Origin of the sequence: Rossellomorea vietnamensis, from assembly GCF_001305855.1 — a bacterium.
Lineage (GTDB): Bacteria > Bacillota > Bacilli > Bacillales > Bacillaceae_B > Rossellomorea > Rossellomorea vietnamensis_A.
In genome coordinates this window covers 32,664-58,145 of record NZ_LIXZ01000012.1, presented here as the reverse complement: position 1 = coordinate 58,145, position 25,482 = coordinate 32,664, and the positions used below count along the sequence as shown (strand labels likewise).

21 protein-coding genes are annotated in these 25,482 nt (G+C 42.1%); 18 read left to right on the top strand and 3 right to left on the bottom strand.

Going from position 1 to position 25,482, the window contains the following annotated elements; translation table 11 throughout:
* Positions 1-54 precede the first annotated feature (54 nt).
* From AM506_RS14935 to AM506_RS14910, 6 genes are all read left to right on the top strand, one after another.
* A complete protein-coding gene (locus tag AM506_RS14935) occupies positions 55-1,527 on the top strand; it encodes an NCS1 family transporter (protein ID WP_060673288.1) in 1,473 nt (490 codons plus the stop codon).
* Between the two features lie 44 nt (positions 1,528-1,571).
* Positions 1,572-1,781: a hypothetical protein gene (locus AM506_RS14930; protein WP_060673287.1), complete on the top strand. Its 210-nt coding sequence runs from the start codon at positions 1,572-1,574 to the stop codon at positions 1,779-1,781.
* A gap of 16 nt (positions 1,782-1,797) precedes the next feature.
* Positions 1,798-1,977 carry a hypothetical protein gene (locus tag AM506_RS14925; RefSeq protein WP_060673286.1) on the top strand — a complete coding sequence of 60 codons (180 nt, stop codon included), beginning with the start codon at positions 1,798-1,800 and terminating at the stop codon, positions 1,975-1,977.
* Between the two features lie 59 nt (positions 1,978-2,036).
* Positions 2,037-3,638, top strand: a complete 1,602-nt coding sequence (locus AM506_RS14920) for a PucR family transcriptional regulator (RefSeq protein WP_060673285.1) — start codon at positions 2,037-2,039, stop codon at positions 3,636-3,638.
* A gap of 165 nt (positions 3,639-3,803) precedes the next feature.
* A complete protein-coding gene (locus tag AM506_RS14915; protein WP_060673284.1) occupies positions 3,804-5,270 on the top strand; it encodes a CoA-acylating methylmalonate-semialdehyde dehydrogenase in 1,467 nt (488 codons plus the stop codon).
* A 21-nt stretch (positions 5,271-5,291) separates the two neighbouring features.
* Positions 5,292-6,647 carry an aspartate aminotransferase family protein gene (locus AM506_RS14910; protein ID WP_060673283.1) on the top strand — a complete coding sequence of 452 codons (1,356 nt, stop codon included), beginning with the start codon at positions 5,292-5,294 and terminating at the stop codon, positions 6,645-6,647.
* A gap of 33 nt (positions 6,648-6,680) precedes the next feature.
* Here AM506_RS14910 and AM506_RS14905 read toward each other — a convergent pair whose 3' ends face one another.
* On the bottom strand, positions 6,681-7,607 hold the full coding sequence (locus AM506_RS14905) for a VanW family protein (protein WP_060673282.1): 927 nt from the start codon (positions 7,605-7,607) through the stop codon (positions 6,681-6,683).
* 131 nt (positions 7,608-7,738) lie between these two features.
* Here AM506_RS14905 and AM506_RS14900 point away from each other — a divergent pair, with 131 nt between their 5' ends.
* From AM506_RS14900 to mutL, 4 genes are all read left to right on the top strand, one after another.
* On the top strand, positions 7,739-8,557 hold the full coding sequence (locus AM506_RS14900; protein ID WP_235576120.1) for a hypothetical protein: 819 nt from the start codon (positions 7,739-7,741) through the stop codon (positions 8,555-8,557).
* Positions 8,558-8,675: 118 nt separating this feature from the next.
* Positions 8,676-9,293: a DedA family protein gene (locus AM506_RS14895; protein ID WP_060673281.1), complete on the top strand. Its 618-nt coding sequence runs from the start codon at positions 8,676-8,678 to the stop codon at positions 9,291-9,293.
* A gap of 165 nt (positions 9,294-9,458) precedes the next feature.
* Entirely contained in the window at positions 9,459-12,080 is a 2,622-nt protein-coding gene (gene mutS, locus AM506_RS14890; RefSeq protein WP_060673280.1) for a DNA mismatch repair protein MutS, read from the top strand.
* Positions 12,081-12,092: 12 nt separating this feature from the next.
* Positions 12,093-13,964 carry a DNA mismatch repair endonuclease MutL gene (gene mutL, locus AM506_RS14885; protein WP_060673279.1) on the top strand — a complete coding sequence of 624 codons (1,872 nt, stop codon included), beginning with the start codon at positions 12,093-12,095 and terminating at the stop codon, positions 13,962-13,964.
* 41 nt (positions 13,965-14,005) lie between these two features.
* On the opposite strand, the gene AM506_RS14880 is transcribed toward mutL, so the two are convergent.
* Positions 14,006-14,452, bottom strand: coding sequence for a DUF4385 domain-containing protein (locus tag AM506_RS14880; RefSeq protein ID WP_060673278.1), 447 nt, complete (start codon positions 14,450-14,452; stop codon positions 14,006-14,008).
* Between the two features lie 231 nt (positions 14,453-14,683).
* On the opposite strand from AM506_RS14880, the gene AM506_RS14875 reads away from it, so the two are divergent.
* The 6 genes from AM506_RS14875 (at position 14,684) to spoVK (ending at position 21,985) form a co-directional block, all read left to right on the top strand.
* The gene (locus tag AM506_RS14875) at positions 14,684-16,138 is read left to right on the top strand and encodes an FAD-binding oxidoreductase (RefSeq protein ID WP_327205546.1); all 1,455 of its coding nucleotides are present in this window, start codon (positions 14,684-14,686) and stop codon (positions 16,136-16,138) included.
* Positions 16,135-16,695 carry an MFS transporter gene (locus AM506_RS14870; RefSeq protein WP_060673277.1) on the top strand — a complete coding sequence of 187 codons (561 nt, stop codon included), beginning with the start codon at positions 16,135-16,137 and terminating at the stop codon, positions 16,693-16,695. The genes AM506_RS14875 and AM506_RS14870 overlap by 4 nt, the downstream gene beginning before the upstream one ends.
* Before the next feature lie 129 nt (positions 16,696-16,824).
* Positions 16,825-19,209, top strand: coding sequence for a penicillin acylase family protein (locus tag AM506_RS14865; RefSeq protein WP_440480354.1), 2,385 nt, complete (start codon positions 16,825-16,827; stop codon positions 19,207-19,209).
* A 219-nt stretch (positions 19,210-19,428) separates the two neighbouring features.
* Positions 19,429-20,388 (top strand): tRNA (adenosine(37)-N6)-dimethylallyltransferase MiaA, encoded by a 960-nt coding sequence (gene miaA / locus AM506_RS14860; protein WP_082386389.1) that lies wholly within the window; start codon positions 19,429-19,431, stop codon positions 20,386-20,388.
* A gap of 27 nt (positions 20,389-20,415) precedes the next feature.
* On the top strand, positions 20,416-20,649 hold the full coding sequence (hfq, locus tag AM506_RS14855) for an RNA chaperone Hfq (protein WP_034759923.1): 234 nt from the start codon (positions 20,416-20,418) through the stop codon (positions 20,647-20,649).
* A 379-nt stretch (positions 20,650-21,028) separates the two neighbouring features.
* Positions 21,029-21,985, top strand: coding sequence for a stage V sporulation protein K (gene spoVK, locus AM506_RS14850; protein WP_060673276.1), 957 nt, complete (start codon positions 21,029-21,031; stop codon positions 21,983-21,985).
* 52 nt (positions 21,986-22,037) lie between these two features.
* Here the strand turns inward: spoVK and AM506_RS14845 are convergent, their stop codons facing one another.
* Entirely contained in the window at positions 22,038-22,646 is a 609-nt protein-coding gene (locus AM506_RS14845) for a trimeric intracellular cation channel family protein (RefSeq protein WP_060673275.1), read from the bottom strand.
* A gap of 200 nt (positions 22,647-22,846) precedes the next feature.
* Between AM506_RS14845 and hflX the strand changes: the two genes are divergently transcribed.
* Together hflX and AM506_RS14835 are read left to right on the top strand one after the other, a co-directional pair.
* The gene (gene hflX, locus AM506_RS14840) at positions 22,847-24,103 is read left to right on the top strand and encodes a GTPase HflX (protein WP_060673274.1); all 1,257 of its coding nucleotides are present in this window, start codon (positions 22,847-22,849) and stop codon (positions 24,101-24,103) included.
* Between the two features lie 14 nt (positions 24,104-24,117).
* Complete coding sequence (locus tag AM506_RS14835) at positions 24,118-25,386, top strand: methionine gamma-lyase family protein (RefSeq protein WP_060673273.1); 1,269 nt, start codon at positions 24,118-24,120, stop codon at positions 25,384-25,386.
* The last annotated feature ends 96 nt before the right edge of the window (positions 25,387-25,482 follow it).

Genomic DNA, 25,482 nt, shown 5'->3' with positions numbered 1-25,482 from the left:
CTCTCTTGTGAAAAGATTGGTAAAGCCATTCGAAGCAAACAAAATGGGGTGTTCATGTTGAAAAGAAGTTACTTAAAGTCTCCAGATTTATTACCGGTCAAAGAAAGTGAAAGGAAAGTTACAAAGCTTGGCTATTCCTTTATGTGGGTGGGGATGGTAGTCGTACTTGCAACATTCGCCATCGGTGGGGCCGGTGTCGTATCGTTACCATTACCCCTCGTCGTTTTAGCCACGATCATAGGTTCCCTTGCAATTGGGTTATTTATTACCTTAACCGGCGATATAGGAATCGAACATGGTTTATCCTTCCCTGTATACATGAGAGCACCCTTCGGAACGATCGGCACGCATATCCCATCCGTTGTTCGTGGCCTGGCTGCTTCCATGTGGTTTGGAATTAACACATACTTCGGTGCTACTGCGATGAACGGAATTCTAAATATATTATCAGGTTTTGATAATTGGTTTGTGTGTTTTCTGATTTTTGCTATTCTTCAATTGGTGAATACTGCGCTTGGGATTAAGGCTGTAGAACGTTTTGCAGACCTTGCTGCCCCAGTCATCATTCTCATCTCAGTCTGGATGTATTCGTCATTGTCAGACTCCGCAGCTTCTCATGGAAGAGATATATGGAGCTGGGTTGAAAGTCCGGTGACGGGAGCAGCCACTTTTACCGCTTTCCTTGTCGTGATTTTTAGTAATATGGGATTTTGGGCAACACTTTCAGCAGATATTCCTTCCATTTCACGCTTCATGAAGGCTCCAAGCAATGAAAGGAATTGGTTCAAGAGAAACCGGAGTGCTCTTATTGGTAATCTTATAGCCCTGCCGATAACTCAAGCATTTATGGTATTAATCGGCGGTATTTCGTATATAGCCGTTCTGAATTATGATCCTGTAGTTGCCCTGCAGGAGGCAGCAAGCGGATTTGTCTTGGGAATCCTGCTCCTGATGATCGTCCTGGCACAATGGTCCACGAATATTGCGGCCAATATAGTACCTGCAGCTACCATCTTTTCAAATGTTGGGGGGCCAAAGTTTCCATTTTGGGCCGGTGTGTTAACTGCCGGGGTCGTAGGGACGATCGTCCAGCCATGGAACCTTTTCGATATCATCATTCCCGTTCTTCTGTTTGTAGGGGGGATTTTATCCGCGATCGTCGGAATATTGATATCAGATTACTATTTTATAAGAAAACGCCGGGTCAATGTGCCGGCATTATATGAAGATAGTGGACAATTCAGCTACATGAAAGGAATTAATCTTGCGGGCTTCATCTCATGGATCTTTGGGGCAGTCGCTTCATATTTTGTTCCTAACTTTTCGTTTTTGGTTGGATTTGGTATAGGAGCCCTCTGCTATTACGTATTGGCTAAATATTGGTGGTTCAAAAAGTATGAGCAGGCCGAGCTTTCCGATCCCAGTGATGAGAAATATCTGGGCATGTCGGTAGGACGTGATTGGATCATTGAAGAATCAGAAGAAAACGTTATCGAAAAATCCCCAACGGGCACAAGCTTTTCTTGAATGGGCTACAGTGGTTCCAAATAGGAGAATGGGAGGGTGTTGAAATGTCCGATTATCAAGAGTTCTTAAGTGAAAGGGATAAGATTGATTTTCTCCTGCAAAAGGGCTTTAAGATAGAAAAGGTCACCGAAAATCTCAGTGGAGCTTTTGTTGTTTTTAAACATACAGAAAATAAAAGAAGCGCTACTTTGCATGTGAAAACGGCGAATGCGCGAAAGTATTTTTCAAATCTTTTATTTCATACCCATCCTTGAAAGGGGGCTAAGCGGCATGAGGGATCTGTCCGCAGATAAAGATTTGACGCTCTGCCCCAGAAATATGCAAACGACGGATGAATTAATACACTGGGTATTATCCGTCTTGTCTTCGAATCACTTGACTGAAGAACAATTAGTGAAGTGGTGGGGTGAAGAGATACAGTTTGCAATCCCCCATACTGAAGCGGATTGAAGGATTGGTTCTTCCAATCCTTTTTCTCCATTTACTACGCCGAATAAAAGGAGAGAAAGATGAGAAGTCATTACTATTTTTCAGTGAAAGATATCCTGGAAAGAAAGTACTTTGAACATGCTAAGGTTATGGCTGGGCACAGAGGTCTCTCCAGACAAGTAAAATGGGTCCACATTGTCGAAGTCACTTCCATTAAAAATCTTCTTAACGGGAACGAATTGATCCTTTCAACTGGTCTTGCCCTAAAGGAGGAAGGCAGTTTCCTTTCTCTCATACATCAGTTGGGAGCCTGTGAAGCAGCAGCACTTTGTATCGAACTTGATACAAATATCTCTACCATACCATCAGCTGTCCTCGAGTGGGCGGATGAATTTGATTTCCCCATTATTGTTTTTGAAAAAGAAGTTCCCTTTGTCAGTATCACTCAGGATATACACGCGGTTATAATCAATCAGCAATATGAGATGATCAAGAAACTTGATTTCTATGCTCAGAACCTGAATAAATTGCTGCTTTCAGTTAAACACTGGAGGGATATTCTTCAAGTGTTACATAAAGAATTGGATGTTCCGGTACTTTTTCAGTTGAAAGAACAAGATGTAAAGGTTCATCCCTTAATGTGCTCCTCTGAAGAAGAGCTCTTCCTACAAAACTACTATAGGGACAAAGACAGTAAGGATCATCATATTGTTTCGACGAAAGTCATTCTGTTTGATCAGGAGTATGCGGAGCTGTGCATCTATCGGTACAATCACCCGTTTAGTGAATATGAGCTATTAATCCTTGACCGGACGTCCACTGCCCTTGCTCAATATTTGATGAGGGAATTGTATTTTGATGAACAAAAACGCTTGGAAGAATCAAAGTGGATCATGTCGTGGTTAAAAGGAGATCAATCATACGACAGACTTGCCACTTTTATGGATGAACTAAACGTATCGGTCCATGGGGGTGTCGTATGTATTTGCAAGACGAATACACTGGATGAGAAAGAAATGCTTGATTTCACCTTCTTTAACCTTGTAACAAAAAGTATATTTGAGCAATATGGATTCAAAGTGGTGCCCGAAAGGATAGATCATGATTTAATCTTCATACTTCTTGATACCAGGAATGCCGGTAATTGGAAGGGCAGATTGATAAAAGCATACGGAAAAATAGGAAGATCGGGATTTTTTGAAAAGTCGTCACATTCAGTATTCGCCACAGGTAAATATCAATTCGAAATGATGGATATCCATAAAAGCTATGAAACTGCGAAAGATACCCTTGCATTTCGAACAAAAGTCGAAGGTGGAGACCACTATTATTTCTTCGATGACCTACATTTATTCAGGTTGATCTCAATCGTTAATGAAAATGTGAACATGGGGGAAATGATCGAAGAGTTTCTTTCTCCATTGATAGATTATGACCGGGAACATGATGGGAATTTAATGATGACACTTAAAGTTTTCCTATCTTGTCAGGGATCAAAACAAGAAACCTCTAAAAGGTTATTTATCGTAAGACAAACGCTCTATCATCGATTGAAAAAAATAGAAGATTTGCTGGGTGAGGATTTCATGAGATCGGATAAACGGGTGGCAATCGAATTTCTATTGGCCGCTCATGAGTATTTACAGCCTCAAAGCTTATTGAAGAAGACCAAGATACAGTAAATCAAGCAATTAGTTATAGTGTCAAGCGTAATACCCTGGTTATGTTACACAATGTCTAATGAATGACCAGACGTTTTCTTTCATAATGAAAGTATCAAGTATACAGAAAGTTCTGAACTTCTTTGGGAATATCTTATCGAAAAAAGGAATAAGGAGGAACTGAATATGACTGTAATAAAAAAGGATGTAGAAGTTTTGAAAAATTATATTGGTGGTAAGTGGGTGGACTCCCTCAGCTCACAAACATTGGAAGTCTTAAATCCTGCCAAAAACGAAGAAATTGCAAGGGTGCCGATATCCACTAAGGAAGATGTGGCGATGGCTGTGAAAGCTGCGAAGCTTGCCTCAGAAACGTGGAAAAAGACCCCGGTGCCAAAACGTGCGCGAATTCTCTATAAATATCATACATTGCTTTCTGACAATCACGAGGATCTGGCCAGACTGGTGGTACAGGAAAATGGAAAGTCATTCAAAGAAGCGTATGGTGAAGTACAGCGTGGATTAGAATGTGTGGAATTTGCATGCGGTGCACCCACACTCATGATGGGAGAGACGCTCAGTGGGATAGCGGAAGATATCGACTCCGAAATGTTCCGCTATCCACTCGGAGTTGTAGGAGGGATCACTCCATTTAACTTCCCTATGATGGTCCCGTTATGGATGTTCCCCCTTGCCATCGCATGTGGAAATACGTTCGTATTGAAGCCGTCTGAAAGAACCCCGATCTTAGCCAATAGACTTGCAGAGTTGTTAACAGACGCGGGTATGCCCGACGGGGTCCTCAACGTGGTGCACGGCGCCCATGATGTGGTGAATGGCTTACTGGAGAATAAGGACATTGCGGCCATCTCATTTGTCGGTTCCCAGCCGGTTGCCAAATATGTGTATCAACAGGCCGCCTCACAAGGAAAAAGGGTCCAGGCACTATCGGGAGCAAAAAATCATCATGTCGTCATGCCTGATGCGGATTTCAATAAAGCGGCTGAACATATCATCAGTTCAGCATTTGGCAGTGCAGGACAGAGATGCATGGCATGCAGTGCAGTAGTGGTCGTCGGTGACAATGAAAAGTTCGTGAAGGCTTTAAGTAAAAAAGCAGACGAATTATGTATAGGGAATGGGATGGATGAGGAAGTTCTGCTAACTCCGGTCATTCGAAAGGAAAATCGGGAGAAGACCCTCGGTTATATTGAAAAAGGCATACAAGAAGGAGCGTCACTCATTAGGGACGGCCGTCAAGAGATGGAAGATTTCAAGGAAGGGAACTTCTTGGGGGCGACGATCTTTGACCAAGTGACACCGGAAATGACGATCGCGAAAGAAGAGATGTTTGCACCTATCCTCAGTCTTTTAAGAGCTGAAGACCTGGACCAGGGACTGGATTACATCCGCCAGTCAAGATACGGTAATGGTGCAACGATCTATACGAAAGACGCCGGCGCCGTAAGACAGTTCAGGGAGGAAGCAGACGCAGGGATGCTGGGAATTAATGTGGGGGTTCCTGCAACTATGGCATTCTTCCCATTTTCAGGGTGGAAGGATTCTTTCTACGGAGATATGCATGTAAATGGTAAAGACGGAGTAAATTTCTATACTAGGAAGAAAATGATCACTTCTCGATTTGATTTTTAATCAGGGTTAGGGGGAATCTTCATGGTAAAAGCTGGTCACTCTCAAGATGTATGGTTAAAGCAGGACGAGAAACTCATTTGGCACTCCATGAAACCATATAATCCCGAGGGAACGATGGTTGTCACAGAATCTCACGGGTCGTGGATTACTGATCAGGAGGGACAGAAGTATCTTGATGGTATGGCAGGATTATGGTGTGTTAACGTTGGGTATGGACGACAGGAGTTAGCGGAGGCTGCTTACGAGCAGCTGAAGAAAATGGCTTACTTTCCACTAACACAAAGTCATCAACCAGCCATTGAGCTTGCAGAGAAGTTAAATCAATTACTTGGTGATGACTATGTGATTTTCTTCTCTAACAGTGGATCAGAAGCCAATGAAACGGCCTTTAAAATCGCCCGCCAGTATCACCAACAAAACGGTGATCACGGAAGATATAAAATTTTCTCCCGATATAGAGGATATCACGGTAATTCTATGGGAGCATTGGCTGCTACAGGGCAGGCTCAGCGGAAATTTAAGTATGAGCCATTGGCGCCTGGATTTCACCATATTGCTCCTCCGGACGCATACCGCGACGAAGTGACGGGGGGAAATCCCCATGACCTTCCGGGGGTGAAGGCAATTGATCAGGCCATGACGTGGGAACTAAGTGAAACAGTCGCTGCACTGATCATGGAACCAATTATTACAGGCGGAGGAATCCTCATGCCGCAGGATGGCTATATGAAGGCGGCCAAAGAAGTGTGTGTGAAGCATGGTGCTCTCTTAATAGTGGATGAAGTGATTTGTGGCTTTGGACGGACCGGAAAGGCATTCGGCTTTATGAATTATGATGTGAAGCCTGATATCATTACAATGGCCAAGGGTATCACCAGTGCTTACCTCCCATTATCCGCCACAGCTGTAAAACGAGAGATCTATGAAGCTTTTAAGGGATCTGAAGAATATGATTATTTCCGTCATATTAACACATTCGGAGGAAATCCTGCAGCTTGTGCGCTTGCTTTGAAGAACATTGAAATCATGGAAAACGAGAAACTCTTTGACCGGTCAAAAGACCTCGGGGAAAAAACGTTAAATTCCTTGAAAAATCACCTCCAGGATCACCCCAATGTAGGGGACGTGAGAGGGAAGGGATTATTGATCGGAATTGAGATGGTGACTCATAAGGATACCAAGGAACCATTGGAGCTGGATAAAGTAAACGCAGTCATCGGATATTGTAAGCAGAATGGAGTCATCATCGGAAAAAATGGTGCTACAGTGGCAGGGTTCAATAATGTCCTGACCATATCACCTCCATTAAATATCGAAGAAGAAGATCTGGAACGGCTGGTATCGACTGTCATTGAAGGGATTCAACACCTTAAATAAACTGGGGAAAGGCGTCTGCAAGTGCAGATGCCTTTAATTTTGTATGGAATGATCGACTTGTTTTTCCTCTGGTAATTTATGGGAGGCGCTGGGGACCTTTCTTTTTTTCACATTGATAAGATCTGATGAATGTACGGTTATGATCACTTGTCCACCTGCAATTTTTGCCCGAATGAGAAGCGGCTGATTATAAGCGTTTTTAAAGGTGAAATCGGGACCGTACCAGCTCACGGTTGCATCCCTGCCCTCAGGGACATATGGCACTCGTTTCGAGTGATGATACCTTTCCAATATGGTTACGCCCGCTTGATCCACCGCATTATATAAGGTCGAGGATACCTGGCAGATACCACCGCCGATATCCTCAGAAAGTTCCCCTCTTACAATGACGGGGGCTTTTTTATAACCCTTTTCTTTCGTTCTTTTTCCGACCACGCCATTAAAAGAGAACACTTCCCCTGGAAACACGACCGTATTGTTGATTTTCTTGGCTGCCAGGCTAATATTTTGCGTTCGCTCTTCATTATGTTTATTAAAGAACGTAACATACTGACCTATTTTTTGTGTTCGTATGTGAGCGAGAATTTCACTATCCACCTTTGGATATAACGTCAATAAAGGAGGTTCGATCAATCCCGATCCCTTTGAGAACAAGAAACCTTCGACCAGATTACGAAATTTCCTTTCATGGAGCTTATATCCTGCCACTTCGGGGACTATCCGGTCAAGTTCATTAATATAGGCATTATGTGGAGGGGAGTAGACCATATTCTGAACTTGGGAAACAAAATCCTCATAGTGTTTCTCATTCATTAATGGTTCATCCACCAATGGTACTTCCAGGTAGTGACGGTCAACTGAAACGGGTGTGTGATTTGGTGATTGAATATGTAGGTGATCATGACTTCCCATTGCCGGAAACACTAACAGACCTATCGCAGTCAGTTTAATCAAAAGCATTTGAATCCTCCCTTTCCTTGGTAGTATCCGTATAAGAGAGTTATTTCATGTTCGGATACCACTTCCAAAAATTGAGTGAATGAACCGGCAACAGGGGGACCAAAACTAAGGAAAAAAATGAGGTTTCGTACATGCTTTTTATGATGAGATTCATAATCGTCCTTTCAATGCTCCTTGTCTTTGGAGCAAAATCGGCCGAAGCCATACCGAGTTTTCAAGTTGAGATTCTTCCATGGGAACAAGTAAAGGGAATCATTCCAAACCATTCTTATTTTACAATCATTGATGTAGATACAGGGTTGTCTTTCAGAGTGCAGAGAAGGGCAGGTAGTAAACATGCGGATGTGCAGCCGGTCACAGAAAAAGACACGAAAATAATGAAAGCCATTTACGGAGGAGAGTGGAGTTGGGATCGTCGTGCGATTCTGGTATTGGTTCATGACCAGCTCATCTCTGCTTCCATGAATGGAATGCCTCATGGTGCCGGAGCACTCCAAAATAATTTTCCAGGGCATTTCTGTGTCCATTTCTACGGCAGTACGACGCATAAGACGCCCACCCCAGACTTAGCCCATAAAGTCATGATATTGAAAGCTGGTGGCAAACTGGACAGGTATTTATACCAATTAGATCCATATGAATTGATCAGTGTACTGGAGATTGCCTTTAATCAACAGGATGAAAGACTTCTTTCCCAAATAATGACCGGAAACAATCGTTCATTAAAAAAGACACTTGCTTCGGTGAATCATATCCAGATTACCCAAAGATCGATCCTACCTGTAGAGGATTTACCTGTCCTTGTGGCGATGAAATTACAATTCAGGGTGAAATGGATTCGCTCCAATCATTCTCAAGACGAAAAAAATGTTGTATTTTATTTACACAGGGATTCATTGGAAAATCAGTGGAGAATAGACGGCCGTACATTCGTTGACGAAATTCAATAATGGACTCCCTACGTTAGCATTAATTCCCTCCAGTGGATGAAATCTTATCCTTCAAATGCGTTTTTAATAAACAAAATAGGGAAAAGGGTATATAAATGAATCGTGGAGGGAAAGACCGATGTTAGAGTTTGTCTTGAAATTAATTAAGGAGTTAGGAATGTGGGGTTTATTCGCTGGAAATGCGATTGAAGCGTCCTCTTTGCCTTTTCCAGGCGCCCTAGTGACCCTGGCTTATGGATACGTACTTGATCCCCCCCTGCTAAAGCTTTTTATTTTAGCCCTTACAAGCAGTGTCATCTATACCATTTTTAGTTTTATCCCCTATGGTATTGGATACAAGCTGAAGGATAAAATCAAAGAGAAAACCAGCTCGAAGAAAATTGAAAAAGGGCAAAAATGGTTCCGGAAATGTGGTTTGTGGAGTATAGCGATTACGAGACCCCTCGGCATCGGTAATTATGTCTCATATGTTGCAGGTATCAGTAAAGTGAATAAGTGGAAATTTGGAGGCTTAACTTTCATAGGGATATTTCCGATTACCCTGACGATGTTAATAGTCGGGAAAAATGGGAATTTGAAATCTGTGCAATCATTGATAAGTCAGATTCAGACCTATCTTCTCATCGGAGGGGCGGTGCTCATTGTCGGTTATCTGTTATATAAATTCATGTATAAACCAAAAGCAAAGTCCAATTGTTTGCACGATGAATCAAGCATCGCCAAGCAGGCAGAATAGATAAGGTGAAAGTTCGCTCCTGAATATAGGAAGCGGATTTTTTTTGAAGAAAAAGGGCCATTTCAAATGCGCTTCCTCAATCTGCTACATGCTTCCACCCTGATCCGTATGATATAATGAATAGTCGAGAATAGCAGATTTACTTGGAAAGGTTTGAATGAAACCATGACACAATATACTCCAATGATAAAACAATACTTACAAGTAAAGGCAGAATACCAGGATGCCTTTTTATTTTTTCGTTTAGGCGATTTTTATGAAATGTTTTTTGATGATGCCATTGCGGCATCCCAGGAACTTGAAATAACCTTAACAAGCCGTGATGGGGGTGGAAAGGAACGAATTCCCATGTGCGGTGTACCTTATCATTCCGCTCCTAATTACATAGAGCAACTCATTGATAAAGGTTATAAAGTAGCGATATGCGAACAGACGGAAGATCCAAAGCAAGCCAAGGGTGTCGTGAAGAGGGAAGTCGTCCAGCTCATTACACCCGGTACGGTTATGGATGGGAAAGGTCTGAATGACAAAGAAAATAACTATATTGCTTCAGTAACCGATTTTGAAGATGATACGTTTGGCCTTGCTTATAGTGATCTGACAACCGGGGAAACCAAGGTGACGGTCGTGTCAGATGGACTGCAGGCATTGATGAATGAATTATCCACCATTGGGGCGAAAGAAGTTGTCATTCATCCTGAACTTTCTGATGAGGTTCAGGGGAGAATCAAAGAAAGAACAGATGTTACATTATCGTATGAGCAGGACTCCGGTCTTGGGCATAGCTTCACTCATCTGGTGGAACCTCTGAAACAAGAAAAACTCATAAAAGCCTCTTCCCTCCTGTTTCATTATTTATTCCGGACACAGAAAAGGAGTTTGGATCATCTGCAAATCGTGGAGACGTATCAGCTTCACCAATTTATGAAAATGGACTATTATTCGAAACGTAATCTGGAATTGACAGAGACCATCCGTTCCAAAGGGAAAAAAGGGTCACTTCTTTGGCTTTTGGATGAAACGATGACAGCGATGGGGGCAAGGCTTTTAAAGCAATGGATCGATCGTCCACTCATTCATAAACAGGAAATCGAAAGACGTCAGGCAGTGGTGGAAGTATTATTGGAACGTTTCTTTGAAAGGCAGGACCTGAGAGACCGCCTGAAAGAAGTGTATGATCTTGAGAGACTGGCGGGCCGCGTCGCTTTCGGGAATGTAAATGGTCGTGATTTGATCCAGTTGAAAAAATCCCTGCAGCAAGTACCCGTATTAAAGCAATTGATCCAATCATTAGAGAATGATGCAACCGATGAGCTTGTCGCCAGGCTCGACCCATGTGAAGAGTTGACAGACCTTCTCGAAAAGGCATTGATAGAAAATCCTCCATTGTCCATAAAAGAAGGAAGCCTGATTCAGGATGGGTATCATGCCGAACTGGATCAATATCGTGATGCAAGCAAAAATGGTAAATCGTGGATTGCAAAGCTTGAACGGGACGAAAGGGAAAGGACTGGAATCAGGTCCCTTAAAGTAGGATTTAACAGGGTATTTGGTTACTACATCGAAGTAACGAGAGCGAATCTGCAGCACTTGGAAGAAGGACGCTATGAACGGAAGCAGACTTTAACAAATGCTGAAAGATTTATCACACCAGAATTAAAAGAGAAAGAATCCCTTATCCTTCAGGCTGATGAAAAGAGTGTGGATTTAGAATATGAATTGTTCCTGGGGATACGTGAAAGGGTTAAGGAATTTATCCCCCGCTTGCAAAAACTAGCGAAACTCGTCAGTGAACTGGACGTTCTCCAGTGCTTTGCAACCGTCAGTGAGAAACGTCATTACACACGTCCTTTGTTCAATGATGAGAGAAAAATCTTCTTGAAAGATGGAAGGCATCCCGTTGTCGAAAAGGTAATGGGCGCACAGGAGTATGTTCCGAATGATTGCTATATGGATGAGGAACGGGAAGTCTTTCTTATTACCGGTCCGAATATGTCGGGTAAAAGTACTTATATGAGACAGGTGGCGCTAACGAGCATCCTCGCCCAAATCGGATGTTATGTGCCTGCAAGCGAGGCGAACCTTCCTGTATTCGATCAAGTATTCACCCGCATTGGAGCAGCGGATGACCTGATTTCCGGACAAAGCACATTCATGGTAGAGATGCTTGAGGCGAAGAATGCGATCATTCACGCCACTCAACAAAGTCTGATACTGTTTGATGAAATTGGACGGGGCACTTCCACTTATGATGGGATGGCACTGGCACAAGCGATCATTGAATACATTCATGAACATATCGGGTCGAAAACCCTTTTCTCTACTCACTACCATGAATTGACGGTTCTTGAGGAAGAATTGCCAAAAGTGAAAAATGTTCATGTCAGTGCGATGGAGCAAAACGGAAAACTTGTTTTCCTTCATAAAATCAAAGAGGGTGCGGCAGATAAAAGTTATGGAATACATGTTGCCGAACTCGCTGAACTGCCCCAAGCCTTAATTCAAAGAGCGAATGAAATTCTTCTTGAGCTTGAAAGGAAGGAAGAGCCCTCATCTTTCACCGAAGTAGCCGCTTCAAGGGAATCGGCTGCAGAAAAGCAGGAAACAAGTGAAGAAGATTTGGCACAGCTGTCCTTCTTTGGTACTGAGAAATCAGAAAAGAAAGCAACGTTGAATACAAAAGAAAAGAAATGTATAGAGGAATTAAAAAAATTGGATATCCTCGAAATGACGCCATTAGATGCGATGAATACGCTATACGGAATCCAAAAAAAGTTAAAGCATTAAGGAGGTGGAACTGTGGTGAAAATATTTCAGCTTGATGATTCCCTTTCTAATAAAATTGCGGCCGGGGAAGTGGTGGAACGACCGGCTTCTGTGGTGAAGGAACTCCTTGAAAATAGCATTGATGCCGGTGGGACCGTCATTGAAATCCATATCGAGGAAGCAGGTTTACAATCCATACGCATCATCGATAATGGCGACGGAATTGAGAAGGAAGATGTCCAAACAGCCTTTAAGCGGCATGCAACGAGTAAAATCAAAGACGAAAATGACCTTTTCCGCATCCGGACATTGGGATTCAGGGGAGAAGCCTTGCCGAGTATCGCTTCTGTTTCTCATTTCATGTTAAAAACAAGTACGGGTGAAGGTCCGGGTACGAGCATTGAACTCCAAGGTGGAGAAGCAAAATCGATTGAAAGCACATCGTCTAGAAAAGGAACAGATATCACAGTTTCACAACTATTCTTCAATACACCTGCCCGGTTAAAATACATGAAGACCATTCATACGGAGCTTGGGAATATAACGGATGTCGTGAACCGGATCGCCCTTGCTCATCCTTTTGTCTCGATCAAGCTTCTCCATAACGGCAAGTCGCTTTTGCACACGAATGGAAATGGTGATGTCAGGCAGGTCCTTGCAGCCATTTATGGAGTCGGGATAGCGAAGAAAATGGTGCCGATCGAAGTAGAGTCACTGGATTTCAAAGTGAAGGGCTATATATCCCTTCCAGAGGTCACCCGGGCATCGAGGAATTACATTTCGACGATGATCAACGGGAGATTCATTAAAAACTATGCATTGGCGAAAGCGATCGGAGAAGGATATCACACTCTTCTTCCCATCGGACGTCATCCCATCGTGCTCCTTAGTATCGAGATGGATCCGATCCTGGTGGATGTGAATGTGCATCCTTCCAAGATGGAGGTCCGCATCAGTAAGGAAGCAGAGCTCAATACGTTGGTAACCGAAGGAATCAAGAAGGTGTTTAAAGGAAAGGAACTGATTCCATCAGGATCCATCCCACCAAAACCGGCTCAGCCAAAATCGGAGCAGACATACATGGATCTTGAACACGCGGCTAAGCGACAAGAAGTTAGATATGATAACAGAGAATCCGTCCGGGAGCGGCTGCTGCCTAAAGAAGAGATGGTAAAGCTGTATGAGCCCGAACCACCTGTCATGGATACGAGTGAACCATCGAGTATCGTATCTGATGAAGAACTTCTTCAAAGGTACTCTATCGAGGAAGAGGAAGCCCGGGAACAACCCGTTCAAGCCATCGACGATGAAACGGAAACACCGCGGGTTCCCACTCTTTATCCTGTCGGGCAAATGCATGGCACATATATATTTGCCCAGAATGAACGCGGTCTTTATATCATTGATCAGCATGCAGCTCAAGAACGGATCAAGTATGAATTTTATAAAGAGAAAGTGGGGGAGGTCGCGAACGAGCTTCAGGAGCTCCTCGTCCCCCTAACCCTTGAATTTTCAACGGATGAGTATATTAAAATCAATGAATATCGTTCTCTACTTGAAGAAGTAGGGGTTTTCCTTGAGGATTTCGGACACAACAGTTTCATCGTACGCAGTCACCCACAGTGGTTCCCTAAAGGGGAAGAGCAGCAAACCATCGAAGACATGATTGAGCAAATCATCAAGATGAACAAAGTTGATATTAAAAAGCTGAGGGAAGAAGCAGCTATCATGATGAGTTGCAAAGGGTCCATCAAAGCAAATCATCATTTGAGGAATGAAGATATGCAGGCGCTGCTGGATGAATTAAGAAGAACCAGCGATCCATTCACCTGTCCCCACGGTCGCCCGATCATCATTCATTATTCGACCTATGAAATGGAAAAAATGTTTAAACGGATTATGTAGTGGAATGAATGGGGATGAGCATTTTCAACGCTCATCCCCATTCATCCATATTTGTTCTGGTGTTCCTTTTTCCTTTTCAGATAGTCATCATCTTCTCTTGCCAGTTTCCATTTTGCTTCAAAAATGGCGGCAGATTCAGCTTTCTGTTCATCTATTTTCCGATCGTTGATATCCCCATCCTTATTGTACTTTTTACCATCAGGATAATTGGCGTACCTTCTTGCCCTCGTGTAGCCCATCTGAAGGAATTTCCTTGCCATATCCATGCCCACAAAATCATTCTCCTCTCTATATTGAAGAAACATGGTATAGATGGTATTTGAGGATTCTTCTGCAATATTCGGTGTTTTGAAACGCCATTCGGGAAGGATTTCACTTTTATAGGGCTCTACAAGTAAAACGCCCTGCTCCCCGCGGCCTACACGGTATTTTTCAGGATGTTTACGGAAATCAATGGATTCAAAATCCAGGCTATAATCAAATGACATGTCCCTCACCTCCTAACCGCCATTTACCCATAATCCTCATAGGAATAAACGAAGAAAAATCCACTCCTTCTATAAAATTAACGATAATAACATTATGGTAACTAAGTAGATCTCTTGATGAAAGGCTTTTGATTAATTCAATCAAAGGCTTTTTATTTTTGTGAATTGTATTGAAAAAAACTCCTTTTAGTGTAAAATTACACTAAAAGGAGCGAGGGTGGTGGAAATGGAATGATAGGACGTGTGAAGAGTAAGAACAGGATATGGATGTTAATTGTTCCAATTGTCTTCTCATACATACTGATATTTCAGTGGGAATTGAATGGGAGAGACTCGAAAAACATCATTACGGATGTAAGCCGATTAATGCCGACAAAAATTGATAAAATCGTGAAAGGCAGTCAAGAAGAAGGTATAGTAGAGGCGCTTTCTAAAGCAAAAGAAGAAAATCTAAAAGTATCGATTGCTGGAAAGAGACACAGTCAAGGAGGGCATACCTACTACCCAGATGGGATGGTATTAGATATGACGGATTTCAACGAAGTGCTTGGTGTGGATCCATCGAATAAAACCGTTCATGTGCAGAGTGGAGCTACTTGGGATGATATACAAGAAGCGATAAATCCCTATGGACTTTCAGTGAAAGTGATGCAATCGCAAAATATATTCACAGTAGGCGGATCACTATCTGTAAATGCCCATGGAAGAGATATAAGAAATGGTTCGTTAATTGAAACGGTGAATTGGTTCCGGCTTTTAAAGCCTGATGGTGAGATCATCACCGTTTCAAGAAGTGAAAATGAAGAGTATTTTCCGTTAGTCATTGGGGGTTATGGATTATTCGGTGTAATCTTGGACGCGGAACTACAACTTACATCTGATGAGCTTTTGGAACTGGAAACCGAGGAGTTGAACGTTGAAGAATATGAAGATTATTTTAATCAAAACGTTTTAAAAGCCGAAAACGTAAAAATGCATTTAGCTCGATTGTCAACGGCTCCGGATACATTTCTCCAAGATATGTATGTTACTAATTACAAGGACAGTGACAATCAAGAGAAGTATATTGATTATAATACTCTGAAAAAAGATCAATTTACTGGTTTAACAAAATTCTCACTTGGACTTTCAAGAGATTTCGATTGGGGGAAAAATCTCTTTTGGGATATGCAGAAATCATTTTTTGATAAAAGCGATGGTAAACTGGAAACCCGAAATAATGTGATGCGTTCAGAATCAAAGTTTTTAGAATACAAAGGTGAAAATGACACAGATATTTTACAAGAGTATTTTGTTCCAGTTGATGAGTATGAAGAGTATATCGATGATTTACGAGTGTACTTGGCCCATGAGGATATAAATCTCATGAACATCACAGTGAGGTATGTGAATCAGAGTGAAGAAGCAGTATTATCCTATGCGAAAGAAGATATGTTTGCACTAGTACTATTAATTAATCAGGGCCTGGGTGACGAGGAAAGAAAGCAGACCGGTGATACCATTCGTGGCATGGTTGACATCACCATTGCACATGGGGGAAGCTATTATCTTCCTTACTATCAATATCCCACAGACGAACAACTACACGAGGCTTACCCAAATGCGGAACAATTCTTTCAAAATAAGCGGAAGTATGATCCAGATGAACGGTTTGTGAATATATTTTATGAGGTGTATGGAAAATGAGATGGTTAATTCTTTCTCAAAGTTTTGCAATGGTAGCTGCAAGTGTGTCATTCCCATTTTATTTACTTTTTATTCGAAATATCGGAAGTGATTTTTCGAGTTTTGGATTTGCTTACGGATTATTTACGTTAAGCTCAGCAGTTGGCCATCGAATCATAGGCAGGTTGTCGGACTTAATTGGTGGTCAGATCCTTCTTATTGTTTACAGTATAGGAATGAGCTTCCTCTTTCTGTTCATCCCTTCTACAGGTTCAATTCAAGAAGTATACATGATTCAGGTATTACTTGGTATGTTAGGCGCTTTGCAAAAAACGTCAGAGAAAGTGGTGATCAGTGACATGACAGTGCATGCTTCTAGAGGGAAGAGCATTGGACAGTATCACTTTTGGACCGCTCTATTTTCAAGCATTGCAGTGATGGGGACAGGGTTCTTCTTGGAATATTTCACAATCAATTTCTTATTCTATGCTTGTTCGCTTTTCTTTTTGATTAGTGGACTAGTCATCATCATTTTCGGGTCAAAATTGAAACGGGATGTTCCCTTGTCGGTTGACTAGGTGAATAGCAAAACCTTCATGATAAAATTCTCCTGCAGAAGAGAAGGATTTACTCTCTTAAAGAGCTAATATTATAGAGGTAAGATCATTTTTCAGAAAATTCCATATATAACACTGGGGGAAATCATGATGAACGGAGGCATTGAGCTTCAGCATAAGAAAAAGAATAAGCGTCTTAGAATAACACTCTGGACCGCAGGAAGTGTATTGTTTATCCTGCTCGGTCTATTAATCTTTGCAAATTATTACATCGACAGGTCTCTTCCCGTTACTTCAGGTACCATTACACTGGATGGCTTATCAAAGGAAGTAAAAATCACAAGAGATAAAGATGGAGTGCCACATATTCGGGCTCAAAATGAAAAAGATCTCTATATGGCACAAGGGTATGTTCAAGCCCAGGATCGTTTGTTCCAAATGGATCTAAGCAGGCGCCAGGCATCGGGAAGATTGAGTGAAGTTGTCGGAGAGAAGGCGGTTGATAGAGACAAGTTCTTCCGGACATTTGGTTTGAGGAGGGCAGCGGAAGTATCCTTTACTGCCTATCCGGATGAAGCAAAGCAGCTTCTCGAGTGGTATGCCGAGGGAGTCAATGCGTATATGGAAGAGGCGAAAGACGGGGGGAGTCTTCCCATTGAATTCACCCTACTCGGTTACAAACCTGAGAAATGGACACCAATTGATTCTTTGACCATCGGGAAATACATGGCTTTCGACTTGGGAGGGCATTGGCAGGGCCAGGCCTTCAGGTATTGGGCATTGGCTAATCTACCGAAGGAAAAGGCTTATGACTTGTTTCCATCCTATCCGGATGAAGCACCTACCATTCTATCAGATATTGGAGAGGTACAGTTTAATTTAAAGCAATCATTCGCTTCAGCAGTCATACCGCCTGAATTTAATGGAAGCAATAACTGGGTTGTCAGCGGCGATAAAACGAAAAGTGGAAAACCGTTACTGGCAGATGACCCACATCTATCCCTGGGAACACCTTCCATATGGTATCAAATGCAGCTTGAATCACCTGAAGTCAATGTGAGCGGGGTGATCTTTGCCGGAATACCCGGGATCATACTTGGTCATAATGAACAGATTGCTTGGGGTGTGACGAACACTGGACCTGACGTACAGGATTTGTATGTAGAGAAGCGAAACGAAGAAGATCCCGATCTATTTTTGTATGACGGGAATTGGGAAAAAGCTACCATCATACAGGAACCAATTAAAGTGAAGGACAGCGAAACCATTCCATATAAAGTCACAATAACAAGGCATGGTCCTGTGATTTCGGAATTTGCCCATCAAAGTGATGCAGAGGAGGTGCTGGCCATGCGTTGGACAGCACTGGATCCAAGTCTTGAACTTTCTGCCATCATCAATATCAATAAAGCAAAGAATTGGGATGAATTTGAGGAAGCTCTGAAGGACTTTCATGTTCCTACCCAGAATTTCGTATTTGCTTCGAAAGATGGCACGATTGCATATAAAGCAAATGGAAAGATTCCAATCAGGAAAAAAGGGGATGGGCTGCTGCCTGTTCCAGGATGGGACCCTGATTATGACTGGCAGGGCTTCATTCCTTTTGACGAACTTCCGAAAGTGATCAATCCTGAATCAGGATATGTGGCAACAGCGAATAATAAAGTGGTAACAGATGATTATCCTTATCATATCAGTCATCACTGGGCACAACCGTATCGATATATGAGAATTTCAGAATACTTAGAAGGAAAAAGTGATCTGACGATTTCTGATATGAAAGCATTGCAAATGGATCAATTGAATTTACATGCACGTGAATTTGTTCCTATCCTCACTAAGGATCTGGAATCCGTTTCATTGAATGGTGATCAAAGGAAAGCCATTGAAATGTTGAAATCATGGAATTATTCGGACGATAAAGATTTGGCTGCCCCCCTGATTTTTCATCAGTGGATGAACGAAATATCAACAGGACTTTTTCAAAAGGATGTACCTGATGAAATGATGAAGCTGTTCGAAGGCCGTCAAAGCGTTGTGGATGAACTTATCCGGAAAGCACACTCAGGGGACGAGTCCCGATGGTTTGTAGATCGGGGCGGATATGAATCGTTTTTGACTGCGTCCCTTACCAGTGCCTTAAGTGAGCTGGAGGAAGCATACGGACCTTCCATGGAAGAATGGGAGTGGGGAATGTACCATAGAGTCTACTTTGAACATCCATTGTCAAGCGCTTCCCCTATTTTAAAAAGGTTCTTAAATGACAAAGATCCTGTACCTGTTGGTGGGAGCAGGGTCACAGTGGAAGCTGCAAGTTATAATGACGAAGGGATCGTCAACCACGGTGCCTCGTGGAGATTCGTCATCGACACATCAGATATGGCGAATGGGTATCATATTGTCGGACCTGGACAAGCAGGTCATTACAAAAGTGAGTGGTACCAGAATCAAATTGACGCATGGGTGAAGGGAGAGTATCATAAAACCTCACTTGAGAACTCAAAAGGAGATCAATTGATTTTACAGCCAAAGTAAGCCTAAACTGCTTGAAGGGTTTCCCTTTGAGCAGTTTTATTATGCTTTATATAAACGTTTTATTATAGAAACAAACGGGTACACTCACATCATAGTGAATAGATTGTTTTTGATTAAGACCGGTAAGAATGGAAATACTGACAAGATGTGATTTCAAACCCTCTATTATTATGGTACGATAATATGTAAAGAATCAGTTACATAGAAAGCAGTGAACGTATGACAAGAATGGAGAAAGAGAAACTGATTGTCGTTATTGGTCCCACTGCTGTAGGGAAAACCAATACAAGCATAAGTCTCGCTAAACGATTTGATGGAGAAGTCATTAGTGGTGACTCCATGCAAATTTATAAAAAAATGGACATTGGAACCGCCAAAATCACCACTGACGAGATGGATGGCGTACCTCACCACTTGATTGACATTAAAAATCCTGAAGAACCATTTTCAGTGGCAGAGTTTCAAAAGCTGGTAAGGAAGAAGATCTCAGAGATTCATTCACGGGGTAAAACTCCCCTGATAGTTGGAGGGACGGGTCTTTATATTCAGTCGGTCCTATATGATTATCAATTCACTGAAACACCAGGCGATGAACACTTTCGGGCTGAGTTAGAAGCAGAACTTGAAAAGTATGGATCTGAATGGCTTCATCGTAAGCTTGTTAAGGTCGATCCCGACTCTGCCGGGAATATTCACCCGAATAATACGCGTCGTGTGATCCGTGCTTTGGAAATTTTCCATTGTACAGGTAAGACGATGAGTGAGTATCAATCTTCCCAAACCCATGAGCTTCAGTATGATGTGGCCTTGATTGGTTTGACCATGGATCGGGAAAAGCTTTACAAAAGAATCAACCTCAGGGTAGACCTGATGATTGAACAGGGACTATTAGAAGAAGTGAAAGCGTTATATGATGGAGGCGTGAGAAACGTTCAGTCTGTTCAGGCAATCGGATATAAAGAGCTTTACGACTACTTTGACGGAATCGTAAGCCTGGAAACGGCAATAGAAAACCTGAAACAAAACTCCAGAAGGTACGCCAAGCGTCAGCTTACCTGGTTCCGAAATAAGATGGAAGTTGCCTGGTACGACATGACTGAGGAAAGTTTGCATAGCAAAAATATTGAGGACATTTCAGAATTTATTGCAGGAAAGCTACAATTAAAGTCGAATAAGTAATGTAGAGATAGAAGAGGAGGACTAACCATGAAACAATCTATTAATATCCAAGACCAATTCCTTAATCAATTGAGAAAAGACAGTTCACTTGTAACGGTATTCCTTTTAAATGGTTTCCAGATTCGCGGCCAGGTGAAGGGGTTTGATAATTTTACCGTCTTGTTTGAAACGGAAGGCAAACAGCAACTGGTATATAAACATGCCATCTCAACATTCGCCCCACAGCGAAATGTTCAAATAAATTTTGAAGAACAAAATTAATGATCATGTGAAAGCTGCCCTTTGTGGCAGCTTTTTATAATGGAGCGGTTATGATGACTGTAAGAATAATTAATGAAATGTACGATTAGTGAATAGGATAATATGAGAGGCATTTTTATTCATCACTCTATCTCTTCATTAAAGATAAGATGACCCCTGAATTAGTAATCATCAAGGGGCTTAAGTAGGATCTGACAATGTCTGGATAGTGAGTAAGTAATGAAATCATTCTCAGCGTAATTCTATTTATTTCTCGGGAAAGCGCAGGAATAGACAGGATTCTTTTTATTTGTCGAAAATAATCGGATGGAATTGTAGGCGTTTATCACCCTTATATCCTAGATGCGTATATTGTCTTTAGAATGGTGAGGTGAAATCTTTGGATCAACCAATGAGAATGAAAAATAATGGTCAAATCAGCATTGTATTGAATTCTCAAAAAAGGGGTTCAATACGGGAAACGGTGGATTCGACTCCTCAGTCTCTCCCTCAAGAGCATGTAGCGTTGAAAGAAATCGAAGAAGAACTTGGAGCTCTTGTCGGAATGGAAGAAATGAAAAAAATGGTGAAAGAAATTTATGCATGGATATATGTGAATAAAAAACGGGAAGCCATGGGACTGAAGGCAGGAAAGCAAGCTCTTCATATGATGTTCAAAGGGAACCCGGGAACTGGTAAAACGACTGTGGCAAGGATCATCGGAAAACTGTTCTTAAAGATGAATGTACTTTCAAAAGGACACTTAATCGAAGCGGAGAGGGCAGACCTAGTCGGGGAATATATCGGTCATACTGCTCAGAAAACAAGAGACTTAGTGAAAAAAGCACTCGGAGGGATCTTATTCATTGATGAGGCTTACTCATTGGGTAGAGGCGGTGAAAAGGATTTTGGTAAGGAAGCAATCGATACCCTGGTCAAACATATGGAAGATAAGCAGCATGACTTTATCTTGATCCTGGCAGGGTATTCAAGGGAAATGGAACATTTCCTTACCTTGAATCCGGGTCTTCAATCACGATTTCCCCTTGTATTTCACTTTCCTGATTATTCTGTGGATCAATTGATGGAAATCGGTAAAAGGATGTTAGATGAAAAACAGTATCTATTGAGTCATGATGCTGAAAGGAAGATCCGGGAACATTTGCATGCTGCTAAAAACACCTTATCCCCCATGGCATTTTCCAATGGAAGGTATGTTCGGAATGTACTGGAAAAGTCGATACGTGCCCAAGCGATGCGACTCTTATTGGAAAATTGTTATGATCGACATGATCTCCTGACTATCCGGAGTAATGACCTTGTGTTTACTAAAACGGCATCGGATCATCATACTTAATAAATCAAGAGACAATAAAAAAATGCATTCAACTCTGAATGCATTTTTTTTATTAAACATGGGCCCGCAGACTTCTATTCGGTAATCTCCATTTATATAGGTAAGAGAGTACTCTTAAAGCGGTCGTAATGATGAATAGTGAATATAACTCGTAGGCTGAATTCACGATTCCAAGTCCGATTGCCGCTCCACATAGAACTGCCCAAACAGCATAAATTTCCGAACGCAGGACCAATGGTTTCCGGCCGGCCAGAAGGTCACGTATGATTCCACCGCCACTCCCGGTTAAAACCGCAGCTACAATGATTGCACTGATGGGGTGATTCATTTGAGAAGCATATAACGCTCCTTGAATAGCGAAAGCCGATAGACCGATCGCATCAAAGAAATTCCCCCACTTCCTCCAATGCTTCAGAAGATTATTTGGGAAAAGAAAGACCGCTGTTATGGAGAGAAGGGCGATCTGAAACAGCATCCCCTGCTCCCATAAAGCGGAAACCGGTACACCAATCAGTAAATTCCGGATGGCGCCTCCTCCGAATGCAGTGACAATACCTAATATATAAACACCGAGGATATCATATTCCTCTTCCATGGCAATGATAGCTCCTGAAATAGCAAAAGCAATGGTACCGATGATACTCAGTACTTCCCACGTCATACACATTCCTCCTCACCCTATTACAATATGCTACATGCCATTATGTAGAATCTTGAAGTAGTGTTATGTCATAATCAAACATACTGATTTTAACACGTATATGCTTATTTGCAACCATTTTTCATTGCTTTTTACATAGAGTTTACGAAGTGGATTTGATATGATGGGAAATAGATTGAAAGGACGAGAAAGAAGGTTGTATATTGAAGAATGAAAATAGAGAAAAAGTCATTCTGGTAGGATGTCAACTTGACGATGATGACGTGCGTTTTCAATATAGTTTAACGGAACTTGCGGAGCTGACAGCAACAGCACAAGGTCAAATTGCTGCCACCCTCTTTCAAAAACGTGACAGGATACATCCGAGTACTTATATTGGAAAGGGTAAAGTGGAGGAACTGGTCCTGTTGGAAGAACAGTTCGAAGCGGACATCATCATCTTTAATGATGAATTATCCCCCAGTCAAATACGGAATTTATCAAAGGAATTAAAGGGCAGGGTGATCGATCGCACACAACTGATTCTGGACATATTTGCACAACGTGCCCGCTCGAGAGAAGGGAAATTACAAGTAGAGCTTGCCCAGCTGCAGTACTTGCTCCCGAGACTTATCGGTCAGGGGGCGTCCCTCTCAAGGCTGGGTGGAGGGATAGGCACCAGGGGTCCTGGTGAAACGAAGCTCGAAAGTGATCGTCGACACATCCATAAAAGGATTGACGATATTAAGAAGCAATTACAAACCATTGTGGATCATAGAGAGAGGTACCGCGGGAGAAGAAAGCGGAACAAAACTTTCCAGATTGCACTGGTCGGTTACACAAACGCTGGAAAATCCACGATGTTCAATCGAATGTCAATGGCCGATTCTTATGAAGAAAATCAATTATTTGCGACTCTTGATCCGATGACCAGGAAAATGCCTTTACCCAGCGGATATTCCACGTTACTGACAGATACAGTAGGGTTCATTCAAGATTTACCGACCACGCTGGTTGCGGCATTTAGATCCACTCTTGAAGAAGTAAAGGAGGCAGACCTTCTTCTTCACGTCGTGGATAGTTCAAATCCTGATTACAGTCAACACGAAAAGACTGTAGAGTCCTTATTGAAGGATCTGGATATGGATGGACTGCAGCAATTAACGGTATATAACAAACGGGATGAGATGGATCCCGAATTTGTCCCCGACACTGAATCCGACTGTATCCTCATCAGTGCCTTGAACGAAGAGGACAGAGGAAAGCTATTGATTAAAATAGAAGAAATCGTGAAAAATCATATGATCCCGTATCATGTATTTGTTCCTGTAAATGAAGGAAAGATACTATCCCAATTAAAAAGTGAAACAATCTTGAGGAAATTGGAGTTCCGAGAAGTGAATCAAGTATATGAAATGACCGGATTCCATCTTGAAGATCATCCAATCGCAGGGAGCATCAAGAAATTCAGAAAGTAGAAGGGAAACCACACATGTTTGAACAATTAGTAAATGGAACGTCATTACAATCACTTGTAACGAAAGTGGAAGCAGATATCAAAGATATACACAAAAAGATCGATGAACGCTCTGAAAGCAACCAGTTCAACGTTTTAAGATCATTTCAAAAGCATCGGGTAAGTGATTCTCACTTTATACCGTCAACAGGATATGGTTATGACGATGCAGGAAGGGACACCCTGGAAAAGATTTACGCAGATGTATTTGGAGGAGAAGCCGGGCTTGTGCGGCCGCAGATCATTTCTGGTACCCATGCAATCTCCATCGCTTTGTTCGGGATACTCAGGCCTGGGGATGAACTAGTGTACATAACAGGAAAACCTTATGATACATTAGAAGAAATAGTAGGAACCCGGGGAGAAGGGACAGGTTCACTTAAAGAATTCCATATTGGCTATCAGAGCGTTGATTTAGATGAGTCTGGAAAAGTCGATTTCGAAAAGGTGGCACGGACCATCTCAACCAAAACAAAAATGATTGGCATACAGCGTTCAAAAGGTTATGCCAACCGTCCATCATTTACAATAGAAGAAATAAAGGAAATGATTGATTTCATTAAAGAGATTGACCCTGGAATTATTGTATTCGTTGACAACTGTTATGGGGAATTTGTAGAAGTGAAGGAACCATGTCACGTCGGGGCGGATCTGATGGCCGGCTCCCTTATTAAAAATCCGGGTGGCGGCCTTGCGAAAACAGGAGGATATATCGTCGGGAAGAAGGAATATGTAGAAGCCTGTTCCTACCGTATGACCTCCCCGGGGATCGGGGCGGAGGCAGGGGCGTCTCTTTACAGCCTTCAAGAAATGTATCAAGGGTTCTTTTTAGCACCTCACGTGGTGGCACAATCATTAAAGGGCGCGGTTTTCACTTCTGCTCTACTGACTGAGCTTGGGATGAATACGAATCCTTCACCACAAGCCAGAAGAACGGATTTAATCCAATCGGTACAATTTGATGACAGAGATAAGATGATCGCTTTCTGTCAGGCCATCCAATCAGCCTCGCCGATCAATTCTCATTTCACGCCATATCCGAATTATATGCCAGGCTATGAGGATGATGTCATCATGGCTGCAGGAACGTTCATTCAGGGAGCGAGCATTGAACTATCAGCAGATGGACCTATAAGACCACCTTATATCGCTTACGTTCAAGGCGGGTTGACCTATTCCCATGTGAAAATCGCTGTTTGCTCTGCAGTGGACAATTTGATTGAAAAAGGTTTAATCACTATATAAAAAGGATATTAAAGTAGTAATTGGATAGTCTATAATGGACTATCCAATTCTTTTGATTACTTATGTAAGAAAATCTAACATTTAATTGACAGAACT